Origin of the sequence: Burkholderia sp. Bp9140, assembly GCF_003853425.1 — a bacterium.
Taxonomy (GTDB): Bacteria; Pseudomonadota; Gammaproteobacteria; order Burkholderiales; family Burkholderiaceae; genus Burkholderia.
In genome coordinates, this window is sequence record NZ_QTPQ01000005.1 from 157,572 (window position 1) to 173,706 (window position 16,135).

A 16,135-nucleotide genomic window follows, 5' to 3' on the forward strand; every position below is an offset into this window, starting at 1 on the left:
TCCTCAAGCGCGTTCTGCGTAGTTGGTTTCAACCCACTTGCGGTATTCACCCGAGGCTACCTCATCGACCCACGCCTGGTTGTCGAGATACCACGCGACCGTCTTCGCCAGACCGGTCTCGAACGTCTCGGCGGGCTTCCACCCGAGTTCGCGCTCGAGCTTGCGCGCATCGATCGCATAGCGACGATCATGGCCGGGACGATCCGTCACATAGGTAATCTGGTCTCGGTACGAACCCGTTGCCTTCGGGCGCGCCTGGTCGAGCAAATCGCACAGCGTATGCACGACCTCGAGGTTCTTCTTCTCGTTCCACCCGCCGATGTTGTACGTCTCGCCGGGCACGCCGCGCGCGAGCACTTCACGAATCGCGCTGCAGTGGTCGCCGACGTACAGCCAGTCGCGCACGTTCTGCCCGTCACCGTAGACGGGCAGCGCCTTGCCGGCAAGCGCATTGGCAATCATCAGCGGAATGAGCTTCTCGGGGAACTGGTACGGACCGTAGTTGTTCGAGCAGTTCGTGGTGAGCGTGGGCAGGCCGTACGTATGATGATAGGCGCGCACGAGATGATCGGAGCCCGCCTTGGTCGCCGAATACGGGCTGTTCGGGGCGTACGGCGTGGTTTCCGAGAACTGCGGATCGGTGGCCGACAACGAGCCGAACACTTCATCCGTCGATACGTGCAGGAAACGAAAGGCCGACGCGTCGGCTTCGTTCAGGCCGTTCCAGTATGTCCGTGCGGCCTCGAGCAGCGTGAACGTGCCCACCACATTGGTCTGAACAAAATCCGCCGGCCCGTGAATCGAGCGATCGACATGGCTTTCAGCGGCGAAATGCAGGACAGCGCGAGGCTTGTACTCGGCGAACAGCGCGTCGAGTGCGGCGCGGTCGCAAATGTCGGCGCGTACGAACACGTGCTTCGGGCTTCCGTCCAGCGACTGCAGCGTGTGACGGTTGCCGGCGTAGGTCAATTTATCGACATTGAGCACGGCCTCGTCGGACTGACGCAGCCAGTCGAGTACAAAATTGGCGCCGATGAAACCCGCGCCCCCCGTCACCAGGATCATGAGACTCCCTTCAGTCGTACGCGGCAGGCCTCGAGCACGAGCCGCCATCATTTCGAACAGCGACAACGTCAAGGTGCGCGTCGCTCAAGCCGGGCATTCTAACTTCTCACCGTGACCGCCAAAGTCATGAAATGCTAATTTTGTCGAGGAAGCGGCAATTATAGGAAGCAAGCCGCTGCAAAAGCCATGCTGCTAACAACTTGAAACAGTGCCCCACGCTCGGCAACGCGAATAAAATTATCTTTTAAATCAATATGTTAAAATAACAAGATTATTGTGCCTGACCACACGATGCCGCCCCCTGCGCCGCTTCCCGATCAACGTCAAAATTTGCAACTATCGCCTCCCATGCCGCGCACTCCCATCGCCATCGGCGACATCCAGGGCTGTCATTCCGCTTTCCGCTTTCTGCTGGAAAAGCTGTCAGCCCCCGCCGACACCCCGCTATGGATCGCCGGCGACATCGTCAACCGCGGGTCCGACTCCCTCGCCGCGCTGCGTGCGCTCGCCGAGCTCGGCCCGCGCGCGACCGCCGTGCTCGGCAATCACGACCTTCACCTGCTCGCGGTCTCGGCGGGCATTCGCACCGAACGCCCGGGCGACACCATCGGCGAAATCCTCGACGCGCCCGACGCCGACGCCCTGCTCGACTGGGTGCGTCACCGTCCGTTCGCCCATTTCGAGAACGACATGCTGCTCGTGCACGCGGGCGTACTGCCGCAATGGGACACGTCGCTCGCGCTCGAACTCGCTGACGAATTGCAGCGCGCGCTGCGCGCGCCGGATTGGCGCGAAACGTTACAAAACCTGTACGGCAACGAGCCGAACCAATGGAATCCGAACCTGAAGAAACGCGACCGGATGCGCGTCGCGTTCAACGCGTTCACACGCCTGCGCTTCTGCACGCCCGACGGCGCGATGGAGTTCAAGACCAACGGCGGCCCCGACAGCGCGCCGCCAGGCTACCTGCCGTGGTTCGACGTGCCGGGCCGCCGCACCGACGACGTGACGGTCGTGTTCGGCCACTGGGCCGCGCTTGGCCTGATGCTGCGCGACAATGTCGTCGCGCTGGATTCGGGATGCGTATGGGGAAATCAGCTGTCGGCCGTGCGACTGACGGCCGACCCGGCACTGCGCACGGTCACGCAGGTGCAGTGCGAAGCGTGCCGCACGCCCGGCGGCGATTGACACGCGCGGCGACGCGCGCGAACGACACGGCGCGTCAGCCCTCGCGCCCCGGCACCGCCTCCTCCGCCGCGGCATCGCCCGCCGCCCCGGCGCCGACTTCGGTTGCCGGATAGGCATGCTTCTCGAGCTCCGCCAGCGACTCGGGCGACGGCTTGCCGACCTTCGCCTGCAGCGTCTCGAGCGCGGCCGCGATCGCATCGCGCGCGGCCGCTGACGTCGTGCGACGATCACCGCCCGGCGCGATCGGCTCGCACACGTACAAATGCACGACGAGCGGGCCGCCGCGCAACACCATGTCGAGCGACATCCCGAGCGACAACTCGCCGGTGTAGGCCGGCGCGACCGACTGCCGCTGCTGCGCGTCCTCGTACATCAGGCAGATCGGCTGCACCGCACAGCCGGCCGACACCGCGGCCTGGAACAGGTTCGCATGGAACGGCAGCAGCGCCTGCCCGTCCGACGTCGTCCCTTCCGGAAACACGCACATCACGCCGCCGTTGCGCAGCCGGTCGGCCATCTCGTGCATGACCCGCATCGCCTCGGTGCGCTTCTCGCGCTGCAGGAACACGGTATCGAGCTTCTCGGCCAGCCAGCCGACCACCGGCCACTGCCGCACCTCGGCCTTCGACACGAACGGCGTCGGCCGCCACGCGTTGACCGTGTAGATGTCGAGCCACGACACGTGGTTGCCGACGACGAGCGCGCCCGCGTCGAGGCGCGCCCCGTCGTTGTGGACGACGAGGCGCATTCCACAGATCCGCAGCAGCTTGAGCGACCAGCGGCGCGTGAGCGCGAGGCGCCGCGCGGGGCTCACGTGCGAAAAGCGCAGCGCGACGATCGCCATGCCGCGCAGCAGGTGAAAGACGAGACGCAGCTTGCGAAGAGCGGTCATGGCGAGGATCCGGCGTGGTTCAGTGGCGCTCGAACGCGACCTGCCCCGCCACGAGCGTCGCACGCACGCAGGCCGGGAGTTCGTAGCCGAGGAACGGCGAATTGTGGCCCTGGCTCTTCAGCGCACGCGGCTCGACGCGCCAGTGCGCGCGCGGGTCGAACACGCACAGGTCGGCCACGCCGCCTTCGGCCAGGCGGCCCGCCGGCAGCTGCAGCACGTCGGCCGGCGCGGCCGTGATGCGGCGCAGCGCCCGCGCGAGCGGCGTGTTCGTTTCATCGGCCCACTTCACCGTGAGCGACAGCAGCAGTTCGAGCCCCGTCGCGCCGGGCGTCGCTTCGGCGAACGGCAGCAGCTTCTCGTCGTCGTCGACCGGCGTGTGATCGGAGCAGATCGCGTCGATCGTGCCGTCGGCGAGCGCCGCGCGGATCGCTTCGCGGTCGCGCTCGCCACGCAGCGGCGGGTCGAGGCGGAACTGTGAATCGAAGTAGCCGATGTCGACGTCGATCAGGTGCAGGTGATTCACGCCGACGTCGCACGTCACGGGCAGCCCCTCGGCCTTCGCCGCGCGCACGAGCGCGAGGCCGGCCGCCGACGACAGGCGTGCGAGGTGCACGCGCGCGCCGGTCACGCGCATCAGCTCGAAGATCGTATGCAGCGCGATCGTCTCGGCTGCGACCGGCACGCCGGACAGTCCGAGCCGCGATGCGAGCGCGCCGCTCGCGGCGACGCCGCCACGGCCGATGAACGCGTCGAGCGGCCGCAGCCACGTCGTGTAGCCGTAGGTGCTCGCGTACTGCAGCGCGCGCAGCAGGACCTGCGTGTCGCGTACCGGCACGTTCGCATGCGTGAAGCCGACGCAGCCCGACTCGGTCAGCGCGACCATCTCGGTGATCACTTCGCCCTTCAGGCCGACGGTGAGCGCACCGAGCGGATGAACGTTCGCCTGGTGCAGGTTGCGTGCGCGGAACTTGAGCATCTCCACGAGGCCCGCCTCGTCGAGCACCGGGTCGGTGTCCGGCGGGCACACGAGGGTCGTGACGCCACCCGCAACGGCCGCGGCCATCTCGGACGCGAGCGTCGCCTTGTGCTCGTAGCCGGGCTCGCGCAGCCGCGCGCACAGGTCGACGAGGCCGGGCGCGACGATCAGGCCCGACGCGTCGATCGTCTTCTCCGCGTTGAAACCGGCCGGCGCTTTACCGGCCTCCGCGAGCGCGGCGATCTTGCCGTCCGCGACGAATACGTCGGCCTGCCGTTCGGTGCCGGCGACCGGGTCGATCAGCGTGCCGCCTTGGATATGAATCTTCATGCGCTGTCTGTGAATGCGTTGAATGCGTTGAATGCCTGAATAAGGATGCGCGAACGGGCTCAGTCGCTATTGCCGGCGACGATGCCCATCACCGCCATCCGCACGGCGATGCCGAACGTGACCTGGTTGAGGATCACCGACTGCGGACCGTCGGCGACCTGCGAGTCGATCTCGACGCCGCGGTTCATCGGGCCCGGGTGCATCACGATCGCGTCGGGCGCGGCGAGCGCGAGGCGCTCGGGCGTCAGGCCCCAGGTCTTGAAGTACTCCTGCGCGGACGGCAGCAGCGCGCCGCTCATCCGCTCGTTCTGCAGGCGCAGCATGATGATCACGTCGACGCCCTTGAGCCCTTCGTCGAGGTTGTGGAACACCTTCACGCCCATCTGCTCGAGACCGCCCGGCAGCAGCGTGCGCGGGCCGATCGCGCGCACTTCCGGCACGCCGAGCGTGGTGAGCGCGTGGATGTCGGAGCGCGCGACGCGCGAATGCAGGATGTCGCCGACGATCGCCACGCGCAGCTTCGTGAAGTCGCGCTTGTAGTGGCGGATCGTGTACATGTCGAGCAGGCCCTGCGTCGGGTGCGCATGACGGCCGTCGCCGGCGTTGATCACGTGCACGTGCGGCGCGCAGTGCTCAGCGATCAGGTACGGCGCGCCGCTCGACGCGTGACGCACGACGAACAGGTCGGCATGCATCGCCGACAGGTTGTTGATCGTGTCGAGCAGCGACTCGCCCTTGCTCGTCGACGACGCGTTGATGTTCAGGTTCAGCACGTCGGCCGACAGGCGCGTCGCGGCGATCTCGAAGGTCGTGCGCGTGCGCGTCGAGTTCTCGAAGAACAGGTTGAACACCGACTTGCCGCGCAACAGCGGCACCTTCTTCACTTCGCGGTCCGTCACGCTGACGAACTGCTCGGCCGTATCGAGGATGTGGTTGACGATCGAGCGCGGCAGGCCCTCGATCGACAGCAGGTGTTTCAGCTCGCCGTTTTTCGTGAGCTGCGGATTGCCCTTCAGGAAACCGTAGCGGAACCGCTCGGGGCTCGCGGTCGCAGCGGGATTGCCGGTGCGGCCAGTGGTGTCGGTGGTCATGGTGTGCGTGATTCCAACTATGCAAACGGGCCGCGGCGCGAACCGGCGGCCCGGGATACGGTTTCGCGGTCCGGTCAGGCGCCGTGCGCCTCGATGCGCAGCGTGAACTGCGCGGCTTCGTCGCGCGCGAGCACGAGCGTCGCATCGGCCGGCACGTCGAGCGTGCCGCCCGCGAAGCGCGCGGCGACCGGCAGCTCGCGGCCGCCGCGATCGGCGAGCACCGCGAGCTCGACCGCGGCCGGACGGCCGTAGTCGAACAGTTCGTTGAGCGCGGCGCGCACGGTGCGGCCGGTGTACAGCACGTCGTCGACGAGCACGATGCGCGCGCCGTCCACCTCGAACGGCAGCGACGTCGGGCTGGCCTGGCTGTGCAGCCCCTTCTTCGCGTAGTCGTCGCGATGCAGCGCGACGTTCACGACGCCGAACCCCGGCGCGCCGAGATCGCGCGCGAGGCGCTCGGCGAGCCAGGCGCCGCCGCTGTGAATGCCGGCGAGCCGCGGGCCGCCCGGCTCGGCGAAGGCCGTGCCGTAGGCGTCGCGGATCTGGTCGAGCAGGACGCGGTAGAGCGCGTCGGCGTCAATGGTGCTCATGGTCGGACAATTGATCGAGATACTGTTGAAGGATCACGCGCGCGGCCTCGGCATCGAGCATCTCGGCGCGTGCGCGGCCGCGCACGTTGCGCTCGCGCAGCCCGGCCTCGGCCTCGACCGACGAATAGCGTTCGTCGACCCATGTGACGGGCAGCCCGAACCGGCCGTTCAGCTGGTTGCCGAAGCGCTTCGCCTGCTGCGTCATCTCGTGCGGCGTGCCGTCAGGATGCATCGGCAGGCCGACGACGAGCGCATCCGGCCGCCATTCGGCCAGCAGGTCGCCGACCGCCTTGAAGCGGTGCTCGCGGTTCAGGTTGGGAATCACGACGAGGGCGCGGGCCGAGCACGTCAGCGCATTGCCGATTGCGACCCCGATCCGCTTCTCGCCGTAGTCGAACGCCAGGAGCGTCGCATCGCGCGCGCTCGCGCCGCTCATGCGTGCCCTGCTTCGCCGGACAGCATCGACGAGCTGACACCGAGCAGGCCGAGCGCGGCTTCGAAGCGCTCCTCGGCCGGCGTGTCGAACACGATGCGCGGATCGGCGGCCACGGTCAGCCAGCCGTTGCGGGAAATTTCTTCCTCGAGCTGCCCTGCGCCCCAGCCTGCATGGCCGAGCGTCAGCAGGAAGCGCTTCGGGCCGGTGCCCGTCGCGACCGCCTCGAGCACGTCCTTCGACGTCGTCATCTCGAGCCCGCCCTCGACCGACATGGACGAGTTGTAGTTCGCGCCCTCGACCGGCTCGTGAAGCACGAAGCCCCGCTCGGTCTGCACCGGGCCGCCGAAGTACACGGGAATGTGCAGCAGCGGCTCGATGTCGAGCTTCAGGTCGATGCGGCTGAACAGGGATTCGAGGTCGATGTCGGTGGGACGATTGATGACGAGGCCGAGCGCCCCGCGCTCGCTGTGATCGCAAAGATAGACCACCGTTCCCGAAAACGTCGGATCGGCCATGTTCGGCATGGCGATCAGGAACTGGTTGGTGAGATTGATGCGATCGGAAGGCTTTGACATGGTTTGAATTTTAGCAAAGACGCCGCGACCTGACCGGGCCGCGATCAACAAGCAACGCCGCGCGACGCTGGCAACGACGCACGCGGATCACACGGCACTCTAACACGCGCGCGGGCGCTGTCGGCAGCGTGTTGCCGGCCCGCGCCGCAAGGGCTGCCGCCGTGTACGCGCCCCGTTGCGCGTCAGGTCCGGCCAAGCGCCCCGCCGAGCGCCCCGGACGCCGCGGTCAGGTCCGGCGGCGCCACCCCCGCGGCGATCTTCAGCAGCGCGGCGCGCAGCATGTCGGACGCGCGGCCGTGCGCGTCGAGCCCGCTGCCAGCGAGCGGCAGGCCGTGCGCGGCGCGGCGCCACGCCAGCCCAAGCGTATCGGCCAGCAGCGCCGCGTGACCGAGCCCGAGTGCGCACGCGGCCGTACCGACCCGATAGGCGGCCGCGGATGCGCGCCATGCGGCCCCCGCATCGGCCGCGGCCGGATCGACGGCCAGATCGGCCATCGACGCATCGGCCGTCTGCAGGAAATCCTCATACGCATGCGCGTTGACGGTCACGACACCGAGCATGCGGGTGGGCGCCGCCGCGACCGCGTCCTGCTCGGCCCGCGCGGCATCGGCCTCCCACAGCGCCTCCGATGCGGGCGTGCCGGCGACGTGCCAGTCCACGGTCAGTCCATAGTCGTGCAGCACATCGACGAGCGCGACATCTTCCGCGGCCGCGCCGAACAGCGCGAAATCGCGCCACAGCAGCGCAACCGTCTCGCGCACGAGCGCCGGCGGCGCATGGCGCCGGCCCTGAGCGTGCTCGCCGAGCAGCAGGTTGGTCCGCGCAAGGAAACGTTTCAGTTCGGGCGCGGCGCTGGCGCGCAGCGCGCGCAGGCATGCGGCGGCGAGCCGCCAGAAGTCGTACGGGGCCTCGTCGGCCAGCGCGGTCAGGGTCGCATCGAGTTCGTCGAGCGCCGCATCCGGCGTGCCGTTCGGCGCACGCAGCACGCCGAGCAGGGCCTGCTCGTAGCGGGCTCGCGCCCGGCTCGCGAACGCGTCGGGCAACGCACGCAGCGTCGCCGGCGGCATCGCGCGCCCGACGAGCGCCAGCACGTCGAGCGGCACGCTCGCATGCAGGTCGGCCGCGCTTTGGGCACGCAGTGCACGGAAATGGTCCAACAGAAGCGGCGAGCAGGCCAGCTCGCGCAGATTGTGGCGCCCGACCGCCGCGCGGAAATCGCGCAACGCGATGCGCCACGCGGCGGACGTCGGGTCGGCGGCGACGAGCGGCGCCGTGGCTGCCAGCTGCCCGGCGAAACGGGCGGCCGGCAGCCAGCCGGCCTCCGCCAGCACGGCGGCGGCGGCCGACAGCGGCGCGGCCGCGTCGTCGCGACGCTCGAATGCGTCGGCGGCCGCCGCGAGCCACGCGTCGGCCGCGTGCACGGCCCCGCCGCGCGGGTTGGGCAGTGCGTCAGGGTAGGGAACGTTCGCCGGATCGGACGTCATGGACACGCGCGCCTGTCATCGTCAAGTCGCTCGCACCGGCCGCGACGCGCAAGCGCCGGGCAACCGCGAGGCCGGAGCGGGGTGTCCGTGGGCCAAGGGTCCGGTCAGATCTGGACCATCTCGAAGTCTTCCTTGCGAGCGCCGCATTCGGGGCACGTCCAGTTGATCGGGACGTCTTCCCAGCGCGTGCCCGGGGCGATGCCCTCTTCGGGCAGCCCGGCTTCTTCGTCATAAATCCAGCCACAAATCAGGCACATCCAGCTCTTGTATTCCATCTTAAGCCGCGTTGGGAAAGTCGGTAAATTCGGGAGCCATGATGGTACCGTGTCGGGGCCGGACTGCCTAGCAATCGCACTGGAGTGCGGCGACTACGTTGCGCTGCGCTAAAAAATCCATCGTGCGGGCCGGATTCCGCCGCATAATGGCTGGAAAGTGCGGCCTGCCGGGCAACACAGGGCCAAACCGCCCATTTCGCCTCGCCGTCCGCAGTTCCGTCGCTTCCCCGTTTTTTTCTTGCCCCATTTTTACATGTCCAGCAACGCCCCTCCGATCGTCCTCACCTTCGGCCTGTCCGATCCCACCGGCGGCTCCGGCCTCCAAGCCGATCTGATGACCCTGGCGAGCATGGGCTGTCACGGCGTGTCCGTCCTGACGGGCTACACCGTGCGCGACTCGGCCGCCTGCGACGAAGTGACCGGCCTCGACCCCGATGTCGTCGCCGCCCAGGCGCGCATGCTGCTCGAGGACATGCCGGTCGCCGCGTTCAAGATCGGCGCGGCGACGCGCGCCGAAGTCGTGAGCGCGATCGCCGAAGTGGTCGCCGACTACGACGGCGTGCCGCTCGTGCTCGCACCGGATTTCACGCTCGACGACGAGCACGTGCTCGCCGCCGACGACCTGCGCGAATCGATCGCCGACCTGCTCGCGCCGCAGACGACGCTGCTGGTCGCCGACCACGCGACGCTGATCGCGCTCGCGCAGCCGGACGGCGACGCCGAGGCGCCGAATCTCGACGCGGCCGTGTCGCACCTGCTGTCGCAGGGCTGCGAGTACATCCTGTCGTCGGAGACGGGCTCGCACCGGCTCGTCAACACGCTGTACGGCGAGGAAGGCCAGCTCCGCGAAGACATGTGGGATCGCTCGCCGCATCGGCTGATGGGCATCACCGACACGCTCGGCGCGGCGATCGCGGCACTGCTTGCGAACGGCCAGGAGCCGCCCGAAGCGGTGCGCGAAGCGCAGGAATACCTGTACCAGGCCGTACGCGATGCGTTCCGGCCCGGCATGGGCGCATACCTGCCCGACCGGTTCTTCTGGGCGCGCAGCAACGATGAAACGGACACGCCTCGGGCCGTGAAGGCCGATCCGGTGCCGCGGACGTCGCACCGGCATTGACGCATGCATGGCGGCCCCGCGCCGCCGTCGTGCGCGGTTGATCATCGCCGCGGGGCGGCATGTCCGCCCCGCATGTCCGCTCCTTTCGTGCACACACATAAAAAAAGACCCGCATCGCTGCGGGTCTTTTCTTTTGGCTGGAACGCGCATCGCTGCGCGTTCCGGACACCATCGACCGAAGTCGATTACATGTCCATGCCCATGCCGCCCATGCCGCCCGGCATGCCGCCCGGCATCGGTGCATCTTCCTTCGGCAGTTCCGCGACCGCTGCGTCCGTCGTCAGCAGCAGGCCTGCAACCGACGCTGCGTTCTGCAGTGCGGTGCGCGTGACCTTGGTCGGGTCGACGACGCCGGCTTCAACCATGTCGACGTACTCGCCCGTTGCTGCGTTGTAGCCGTAGTTGCCCGTGCCTGCAGCCACTGCCGCCACCACGACGCTGGCTTCTTCGCCACCGTTCGTGACGATCTGGCGCAGCGGCTCTTCCATTGCGCGCAGCACGATCTTGATGCCGGCGTTCTGGTCGGCGTTCGCGCCGGTCAGGGCTGCGATCGCGGTGCGAGCGCGGATCAGCGCAACGCCGCCGCCTGCCACGATGCCTTCTTCCACAGCTGCGCGCGTTGCGTGCAGTGCGTCTTCGACACGTGCCTTCTTTTCCTTCATTTCGACTTCGGTCGCAGCACCGACCTTGATCACTGCCACGCCGCCGGCCAGCTTGGCCACGCGCTCTTGCAGCTTTTCACGGTCGTAGTCCGACGTCGCTTCTTCGATTTGCGTGCGAACTTGCTTGACGCGCGCTTCGATGTTCACGGCTTCGCCTGCGCCGTCGATGATCGTCGTGTTTTCCTTGCCCACTTCGATGCGCTTCGCCTGGCCCAGTTCTGCCAGCGTTGCCTTCTCGAGCGTCAGGCCGGTTTCTTCCGCGACGACCTGACCGCCGGTCAGGATCGCGATGTCTTCCAGCATGGCCTTGCGGCGGTCGCCGAAGCCCGGCGCCTTGACCGCAACGGTCTTCAGGATGCCGCGGATGTTGTTGACGACCAGCGTCGCGAGCGCTTCGCCTTCGACGTCTTCAGCGATGATCAGCAGCGGACGGCCAGCCTTCGCGACTTGCTCGAGCACCGGCAGCAGATCACGGATGTTCGACACCTTCTTGTCGTGCAGCAGCACGAACGGGTTGTCGAGGACGGCGACTTGCTTGTCCGGGTTGTTGATGAAGTACGGCGACAGGTAGCCGCGGTCGAACTGCATGCCTTCGACGACGTCGAGTTCGTCGGCGAGCGACTTGCCGTCTTCGACGGTGATCACGCCTTCCTTGCCGACCTTGTCCATCGCTTCAGCGATGCGATCGCCGATCGACGTGTCGCTGTTCGCCGAGATCGAGCCGACCTGTGCGATTTCCTTGTTCGTCGTGCACGGCTTGCTGATCTTCTTCAGCTCTTCGACAGCCGCTGCGACTGCCTTGTCGATGCCGCGCTTCAGGTCCATCGGGTTCATGCCCGATGCGACGTACTTCATGCCTTCGCGAACGATCGATTGCGCGAGGACGGTTGCCGTCGTCGTGCCGTCGCCTGCGTTGTCGCTGGTCTTGGAAGCCACTTCCTTGACCATTTGCGCGCCCATGTTCTGGAGCTTGTCCTTCAGCTCGATTTCCTTCGCGACCGACACACCGTCCTTGGTGACCGTCGGGCCGCCGAAGCTGCGCTCGAGCACGACGTTGCGGCCCTTCGGACCCAGCGTGACCTTGACTGCATTGGCGAGAATGTTCACGCCTTCGACCATCTTCGAACGGGCGGAATCGCCGAATACGACGTCTTTAGCTGCCATCTTCTAACTCCTTGAATTCTTGGGAATATGTACCGTCAGTGGACGCTTACTGCGCGTTGACCACGGCCATGATGTCTTCTTCGCGCATGACCAGCAGCTCCTGGCCGTCGACCTTGACGGTCTGGCCAGCGTACTTGCCGAACAGCACGCGATCGCCGACCTTCACGTCGAGCGCGATCGGCGCGCCCTTGTCGTCGCGCTTGCCCGGGCCGACCGCAAGGATCTCGCCTTGATCCGGCTTCTCAGCAGCAGCTTCGGGGATCACGATGCCCGAGGCGGTCTTGGTTTCCTGATCCAGGCGCTTGACGATCACGCGATCGTGCAAAGGACGAAGGTTCATATTCACTCCTCTCTTGACTGAGATTGAAGAACGCTTAGGGAATCTGCCCGGCGGGTTGCCCGGCAGAGAATTGTTAGCACTCTCGTGCAGCGAGTGCTAATTATATGGACGGGTTTTGACAAATTCAAGAAGGGGAGCCGGAGGTTTTTTCACCCGGCCAGAAACGGCGGAAAAACGGGGATGAATTAGAAAAATCCTTTTGAAACAACCAAGTAGGCATCTTCCACGCGCGCCGGGATCCGGCACGATGCGGGATATCCCGACCCTCGCACCGATTTGACACGGGGTAAGCACCGAGTTCCGTTGGTCTCCGGCATCGCATGAAAAAACCTGCCCGGGCGCCGACGGGGCGCACCGCCCGGTGCCGGATCGTCACATGTCCGGACAGCCCGCGACCGGCTGGAACGTCCGGCCGTCGGTTTCGACCGTCGCGCCGAGCAGACGCGCGAGCCCTTTCGCGCCTTCGCGCATCACGACGTCGTGATTCCAGATGAATAGCGGCCGTGCAACCGGCTCCAGCCAGTTCATCCAGCGCTCGCGCGTGCGGATGTGCCACTCGTAGCGCACGACGGTACGCGTGCCGTCGCCCGCGAACGACCAGCAGCCGTCCCCTTCGATCGCGCCGCTCGCGCGGCCTTCGAGCACATGCGGCCGCTCGACGCGCAGCACGCGCATGTCGAAGGTCAGCCGGTACGGCAACGCGCCCTTCCACGTGTATCGCTGCAGCGCGCCGACGCCGCGCACGTCGCCGCGCTCGATCTCGACGGTCCGCACGGCGCCCTTCCACCAGTCGGGCCAGCGGTCGACCTCGTAGATCGCATCCCAGACCGCCGCGAGCGGCGCGTCCACGCGCCACGTCGTCGAAAACCGGTATTCCGCCATGCAGCCTCCGGCACGAATCGCGATCAGGGTGCGAAAAAGCGGGCGGGAAACGCGACGTCGATCTCGACGTGGTCGAACGTCACCGTTTCGAGCGGGTCGCCGTCGCCGTCCGCGAAGCTGACGACCTTCAGCGGAAAGCCGTCCTTGGTGTCCAGCCACAGCCGGTAGCGATGCACGCCGTCGACCACGTGCGCGGGCGCGCCCGTCACCGACACGCGCAGCGCGGTCCGGCCGCCGATGGTCTCCTCGCCTTCCGTCACGGTCGCGCCGCCCTGCTGCAGCACATGCACGTTGCGCAGCAACTCGCCGACGTCCGACCGGTCGACGCGATGGCCGCTGCGGTCGCGCACGAGCGGATTGGACGGCGACAAGGTCAACGCGGGCAGTGCATGCTCGCCGAACGGGCGCAGCCGAACCTTGCCTTCGCCGGGATCGTACGCGAGTACCGCGCCGTGATGGGGCGACACGAAGTCCATCCGGACGAAACCGGGCTTCAGGTACGCATAGCGGAATTCGGCGTGCTCGCCGCTTCGCGCCGACGAGCGGATCGTCGCGCGGTACGAGCGGACCTGGTCGAAATGTGCCTGCGCAACGGTCACGGGGTCGGCTGTCATGCTCGCTCCTATCAGGCTCGCGGCCAGCAATGCGGCGATCACGGCGCCGCCTCGACGTCGAGCACGCCTTCCATTCCACGCTCGCGATGGCTGCGCAGGAACAGCAGCCGATGCGTGCAATAGTAGGCGAAGCGGCCGGGCGCCGTCGGCGTGAAGCGCAGGGTGCGCGGCGTCGTGCCGAGTTCGGTGTGAACCGCGATGCCGGCCTGCGGCGCGTCGATCTCGAAACTGTGCGGCACGACGCCCGGCTCGGCCGACACGGTCAGTTCGACCGGGACGTGCGCGCGGACGATCACGTGCTTCGGACGAAAGAAATAGCTGCCGCCGACGATCGTCACCCGCTGCACGCCGTCGGCGTCGACCGGCACGCGCGCCGGGGCGTCGCCGTCCGCCCGCGCGTGCCCGGCGCTTGCCGCGAGCACCGCCACCACCATCGCCATCGCCAGCCTCGCCGTCTTCGTGTTCATTCTCCGCTCCCTGCCGATGCCGCGCGCGTCACCCCTTCCATGCGTCGGTCGGCCCGCCGAGCGCGCCGCACGCGTCGATCGCGAGCTGGCGCAGGCGCCGTTCGTCGCCTCGGCCGGACAGCGCAAAACCCATGCCGCGATCCGACCAGAAGTACGTGTAGCGGCCGTCGGCCGACATCGCCCGCGGCGCGAGGCGCCGCGCGTCGTAGGCCGTCATGTACAGCGTCACGCGCGCGCCGTCCGCACGCTGGTACATCAGTTGCGCGGCCGGCCCCGCGTCGCCCGGCAACAGCCGGCCGCCCAGCAGCGCGTAGCCGTATTCGTCGAGCGACGGTGCGCGCACGGGCCGGCCGAGACGCGCGGACAGCCATCCGGCCAGGCGCGCCGGGTCGCGGGCGTCGATTTCGACCGGGTGTTCACGATCGGCCGTGTACACGGCATACGCGACATCCGCGCGCGCGGCGAACGCCGGTTCGACGCCGAACGCCGTCCAGCCCGCGTGCAGCGCGATGCCGAGCACCAGCCCGGCCGCCAGCCCCGCGCACGCATACGCGACCACGCGCCAGCGCGACGCGCGCCGCTGCACGAACAAAGCCGGTGCGGCGGCCGGCAGCGGGAACAGCGCGCGCAACGCGTCGCGCTGCGCGCCGTAATGCGCGAACCGGTCGGCTTCCCGCGGATCGGACTGCAGCCGTTCGAGCACCTCGCGACGCTCCTGCCCGGACAGCTCGCCGTCGAGCAGCGCCGACAGCAGCTGGGCCGATGCAGCGTCGTCCCGATCGTTCGAAGGTTTGCGCGGATCGTCGTCCATCATGTCTTCCCGATCACCCGTAACGCGGCCGTGCCGTGCGCCGCCGGCTCGCCGGACAGCAACGCACGCATCCGTTCACGCGCCCGCGACAGCCGCGACATCACCGTCCCCACCGGCACGCCAAGTATCTGTGCGGCGTCGCGGTAGCTCAACTCCTCGAGCGCGACCAGCAGCAGCACTTCACGCTGCTCGACGGGCAGCCGGTACAGCGCGCGCTGCACGTCGCGCAGCATCAGGCCGCCGATCTCGTCGGCCGGCGCGGCCATCGTCCGCCATGGCGCGGTCGCGTCGTCGACCGCGATCTCGTGCCGTGCGCGCAACTGGTCGATGAAGCGGTGGCGCAGCAGCGTCAGCAGCCACGCGCGCAGGTTGCCGCCGTCGCGCGGCGGCCGGTTCAGCGCACGCTCGAGCGTGTCCTGCACGAGATCGTCCGCCCAGGCCCGGTCGCCCGTCAGCGCACGCGCGTACCGCGTGAGATGGGGCAGCCACACCAGCAGGTCCGATTCGTAGCTCATGCGGATGCCTCGCGCGTCGCCGCGCCGTCAGTCGGTCCGTCAGTCCGTCGATCAGTTCTCAGGGACGCGCGACGTGCCACATGCCGCCAATCCCGTCACCGCCCGCGTCGCCGGCCTTGCGGTCCATTTTCCAGCGATACAGCGGGCGACCGTGGTACGCCCATTGCTTCGCGCCGTCGTCGCGCGCGACGAGGCTGAGTGCACCGGACGCCTTGTCGTATCCGTCGGCGAGCGCCGGCGGCCAGTTGGCCGCGCAAGTGCCGCTGCACGTGCTCTTGCCCGGCGTGTCGTGATCGAACACGTACAGCGTCATGTGATCTTCGTCGACCAGTTTCCCGTTGCTGGCCTGCGGCGGCTCGGCGGCTGCGGGCCGCGCGAACGCGGCCGTCAGCGCGATGGCGAACAGCATGGTCTTCATTCCCGTTCTCCTTGACATGGCATCGCGGCACGACACTGCCGGACGGGACGTCGACTTCGTCATGACCATTATCCCGCTGTCCGGTTGCGCCGCGACTCGGAATGTAAACGGACGGCCGCGGCCGGTTATTCCATGCCGCGGCCGCGGTGACCGGCCGGAGGCCGCGCAGCGCCATTCATCCGACGAATATCATCGGGAACCCAAAAGAAAACGCGGCATGACATTGCTGTCATGCCGCGT

Annotated in this window: 19 protein-coding genes; 2 read left to right on the plus strand and 17 right to left on the minus strand. The window is 67.8% G+C overall.

All coding sequences use genetic code 11. The annotated features are described in order from the left end of the window. Window positions 1–3: 3 nt before the first annotated feature. Window positions 4–1,065, minus strand: a complete 1,062-nt coding sequence (gene rfbB, locus DIE21_RS06495; RefSeq protein ID WP_124496909.1) for a dTDP-glucose 4,6-dehydratase — start codon at window positions 1,063–1,065, stop codon at window positions 4–6. Between the two features lie 348 nt (window positions 1,066–1,413). Between rfbB and DIE21_RS06500 the strand changes: the two genes are divergently transcribed. Continuing rightward, complete coding sequence (locus DIE21_RS06500; RefSeq protein ID WP_124496910.1) at window positions 1,414–2,253, plus strand: symmetrical bis(5'-nucleosyl)-tetraphosphatase; 840 nt, start codon at window positions 1,414–1,416, stop codon at window positions 2,251–2,253. 34 nt (window positions 2,254–2,287) lie between these two features. Here DIE21_RS06500 and DIE21_RS06505 read toward each other — a convergent pair whose 3' ends face one another. From DIE21_RS06505 to DIE21_RS06540, 8 genes are all read right to left on the minus strand, one after another. After that, the gene (locus tag DIE21_RS06505; RefSeq protein ID WP_124496911.1) at window positions 2,288–3,145 is read right to left on the minus strand and encodes a 1-acyl-sn-glycerol-3-phosphate acyltransferase; all 858 of its coding nucleotides are present in this window, start codon (window positions 3,143–3,145) and stop codon (window positions 2,288–2,290) included. Between the two features lie 19 nt (window positions 3,146–3,164). Next, entirely contained in the window at window positions 3,165–4,451 is a 1,287-nt protein-coding gene (locus tag DIE21_RS06510; RefSeq protein ID WP_124496912.1) for a dihydroorotase, read from the minus strand. Window positions 4,452–4,510: 59 nt separating this feature from the next. Next, entirely contained in the window at window positions 4,511–5,542 is a 1,032-nt protein-coding gene (locus tag DIE21_RS06515) for an aspartate carbamoyltransferase catalytic subunit (protein ID WP_059608134.1), read from the minus strand. Between the two features lie 74 nt (window positions 5,543–5,616). Then, window positions 5,617–6,132, minus strand: a complete 516-nt coding sequence (gene pyrR, locus DIE21_RS06520) for a bifunctional pyr operon transcriptional regulator/uracil phosphoribosyltransferase PyrR (protein ID WP_124496913.1) — start codon at window positions 6,130–6,132, stop codon at window positions 5,617–5,619. Further along, the gene (gene ruvX, locus DIE21_RS06525) at window positions 6,119–6,568 is read right to left on the minus strand and encodes a Holliday junction resolvase RuvX (RefSeq protein WP_124496914.1); all 450 of its coding nucleotides are present in this window, start codon (window positions 6,566–6,568) and stop codon (window positions 6,119–6,121) included. Before ruvX ends, pyrR begins: the two co-directional genes overlap by 14 nt. Then, window positions 6,565–7,143 carry a YqgE/AlgH family protein gene (locus DIE21_RS06530; protein ID WP_044846295.1) on the minus strand — a complete coding sequence of 193 codons (579 nt, stop codon included), beginning with the start codon at window positions 7,141–7,143 and terminating at the stop codon, window positions 6,565–6,567. Before DIE21_RS06530 ends, ruvX begins: the two co-directional genes overlap by 4 nt. A gap of 182 nt (window positions 7,144–7,325) precedes the next feature. After that, window positions 7,326–8,627, minus strand: coding sequence for a hypothetical protein (locus DIE21_RS06535; RefSeq protein ID WP_124496915.1), 1,302 nt, complete (start codon window positions 8,625–8,627; stop codon window positions 7,326–7,328). A 104-nt stretch (window positions 8,628–8,731) separates the two neighbouring features. Beyond that, entirely contained in the window at window positions 8,732–8,902 is a 171-nt protein-coding gene (locus tag DIE21_RS06540; protein ID WP_004186709.1) for a rubredoxin, read from the minus strand. 253 nt (window positions 8,903–9,155) lie between these two features. On the opposite strand from DIE21_RS06540, the gene DIE21_RS06545 reads away from it, so the two are divergent. Further along, on the plus strand, window positions 9,156–10,022 hold the full coding sequence (locus tag DIE21_RS06545; RefSeq protein ID WP_124496916.1) for a hydroxymethylpyrimidine/phosphomethylpyrimidine kinase: 867 nt from the start codon (window positions 9,156–9,158) through the stop codon (window positions 10,020–10,022). A 185-nt stretch (window positions 10,023–10,207) separates the two neighbouring features. Here the strand turns inward: DIE21_RS06545 and groL are convergent, their stop codons facing one another. The 8 genes from groL to DIE21_RS06585 all read right to left on the minus strand — a co-directional run bounded on the left by groL (window position 10,208) and on the right by DIE21_RS06585 (window position 15,895). Continuing rightward, on the minus strand, window positions 10,208–11,848 hold the full coding sequence (gene groL, locus DIE21_RS06550; RefSeq protein ID WP_057926130.1) for a chaperonin GroEL: 1,641 nt from the start codon (window positions 11,846–11,848) through the stop codon (window positions 10,208–10,210). Window positions 11,849–11,894: 46 nt separating this feature from the next. After that, window positions 11,895–12,188 carry a co-chaperone GroES gene (locus DIE21_RS06555; protein WP_124496917.1) on the minus strand — a complete coding sequence of 98 codons (294 nt, stop codon included), beginning with the start codon at window positions 12,186–12,188 and terminating at the stop codon, window positions 11,895–11,897. Between the two features lie 372 nt (window positions 12,189–12,560). Then, window positions 12,561–13,070, minus strand: coding sequence for an SRPBCC family protein (locus DIE21_RS06560; RefSeq protein WP_124496918.1), 510 nt, complete (start codon window positions 13,068–13,070; stop codon window positions 12,561–12,563). Window positions 13,071–13,093: 23 nt separating this feature from the next. Then, the gene (locus DIE21_RS06565; protein ID WP_124496919.1) at window positions 13,094–13,726 is read right to left on the minus strand and encodes a DUF1571 domain-containing protein; all 633 of its coding nucleotides are present in this window, start codon (window positions 13,724–13,726) and stop codon (window positions 13,094–13,096) included. Continuing rightward, window positions 13,723–14,124, minus strand: coding sequence for a quinol oxidase (locus DIE21_RS06570; RefSeq protein ID WP_124496969.1), 402 nt, complete (start codon window positions 14,122–14,124; stop codon window positions 13,723–13,725). The genes DIE21_RS06565 and DIE21_RS06570 overlap by 4 nt, the downstream gene beginning before the upstream one ends. Before the next feature lie 55 nt (window positions 14,125–14,179). Next, window positions 14,180–14,962 carry an anti-sigma factor gene (locus DIE21_RS06575; protein WP_124496920.1) on the minus strand — a complete coding sequence of 261 codons (783 nt, stop codon included), beginning with the start codon at window positions 14,960–14,962 and terminating at the stop codon, window positions 14,180–14,182. Then, window positions 14,962–15,477: a sigma-70 family RNA polymerase sigma factor gene (locus DIE21_RS06580; RefSeq protein WP_124496921.1), complete on the minus strand. Its 516-nt coding sequence runs from the start codon at window positions 15,475–15,477 to the stop codon at window positions 14,962–14,964. The genes DIE21_RS06575 and DIE21_RS06580 overlap by 1 nt, the downstream gene beginning before the upstream one ends. A 58-nt stretch (window positions 15,478–15,535) precedes the next feature. Next, the gene (locus DIE21_RS06585) at window positions 15,536–15,895 is read right to left on the minus strand and encodes a hypothetical protein (protein ID WP_124496922.1); all 360 of its coding nucleotides are present in this window, start codon (window positions 15,893–15,895) and stop codon (window positions 15,536–15,538) included. Between the last annotated feature and the right edge of the window lie 240 nt (window positions 15,896–16,135).

What these genes read in the sequence shown, in the direction of transcription:
- DIE21_RS06505 (WP_124496911.1), bottom strand. Translation starts at nt 3,145, where the DNA reads ATGACCGCTCTTCGCAAGCTGCGTCTCGTCTTTCACCTGCTGCGCGGC.
- DIE21_RS06540 (WP_004186709.1), bottom strand. Translation starts at nt 8,902, where the DNA reads ATGGAATACAAGAGCTGGATGTGCCTGATTTGTGGCTGGATTTATGAC.
- DIE21_RS06570 (WP_124496969.1), bottom strand. Translation starts at nt 14,124, where the DNA reads ATGGCGATGGTGGTGGCGGTGCTCGCGGCAAGCGCCGGGCACGCGCGG.
- DIE21_RS06530 (WP_044846295.1), bottom strand. Translation starts at nt 7,143, where the DNA reads ATGTCAAAGCCTTCCGATCGCATCAATCTCACCAACCAGTTCCTGATC.
- ruvX (WP_124496914.1), bottom strand. Translation starts at nt 6,568, where the DNA reads ATGAGCGGCGCGAGCGCGCGCGATGCGACGCTCCTGGCGTTCGACTAC.
- DIE21_RS06585 (WP_124496922.1), bottom strand. Translation starts at nt 15,895, where the DNA reads ATGAAGACCATGCTGTTCGCCATCGCGCTGACGGCCGCGTTCGCGCGG.
- pyrR (WP_124496913.1), bottom strand. Translation starts at nt 6,132, where the DNA reads ATGAGCACCATTGACGCCGACGCGCTCTACCGCGTCCTGCTCGACCAG.
- DIE21_RS06555 (WP_124496917.1), bottom strand. Translation starts at nt 12,188, where the DNA reads ATGAACCTTCGTCCTTTGCACGATCGCGTGATCGTCAAGCGCCTGGAT.
- DIE21_RS06560 (WP_124496918.1), bottom strand. Translation starts at nt 13,070, where the DNA reads ATGGCGGAATACCGGTTTTCGACGACGTGGCGCGTGGACGCGCCGCTC.
- DIE21_RS06545 (WP_124496916.1), top strand. Translation starts at nt 9,156, where the DNA reads ATGTCCAGCAACGCCCCTCCGATCGTCCTCACCTTCGGCCTGTCCGAT.
- DIE21_RS06515 (WP_059608134.1), bottom strand. Translation starts at nt 5,542, where the DNA reads ATGACCACCGACACCACTGGCCGCACCGGCAATCCCGCTGCGACCGCG.
- rfbB (WP_124496909.1), bottom strand. Translation starts at nt 1,065, where the DNA reads ATGATCCTGGTGACGGGGGGCGCGGGTTTCATCGGCGCCAATTTTGTA.
- DIE21_RS06580 (WP_124496921.1), bottom strand. Translation starts at nt 15,477, where the DNA reads ATGAGCTACGAATCGGACCTGCTGGTGTGGCTGCCCCATCTCACGCGG.
- groL (WP_057926130.1), bottom strand. Translation starts at nt 11,848, where the DNA reads ATGGCAGCTAAAGACGTCGTATTCGGCGATTCCGCCCGTTCGAAGATG.
- DIE21_RS06535 (WP_124496915.1), bottom strand. Translation starts at nt 8,627, where the DNA reads ATGACGTCCGATCCGGCGAACGTTCCCTACCCTGACGCACTGCCCAAC.
- DIE21_RS06575 (WP_124496920.1), bottom strand. Translation starts at nt 14,962, where the DNA reads ATGGACGACGATCCGCGCAAACCTTCGAACGATCGGGACGACGCTGCA.
- DIE21_RS06510 (WP_124496912.1), bottom strand. Translation starts at nt 4,451, where the DNA reads ATGAAGATTCATATCCAAGGCGGCACGCTGATCGACCCGGTCGCCGGC.
- DIE21_RS06500 (WP_124496910.1), top strand. Translation starts at nt 1,414, where the DNA reads ATGCCGCGCACTCCCATCGCCATCGGCGACATCCAGGGCTGTCATTCC.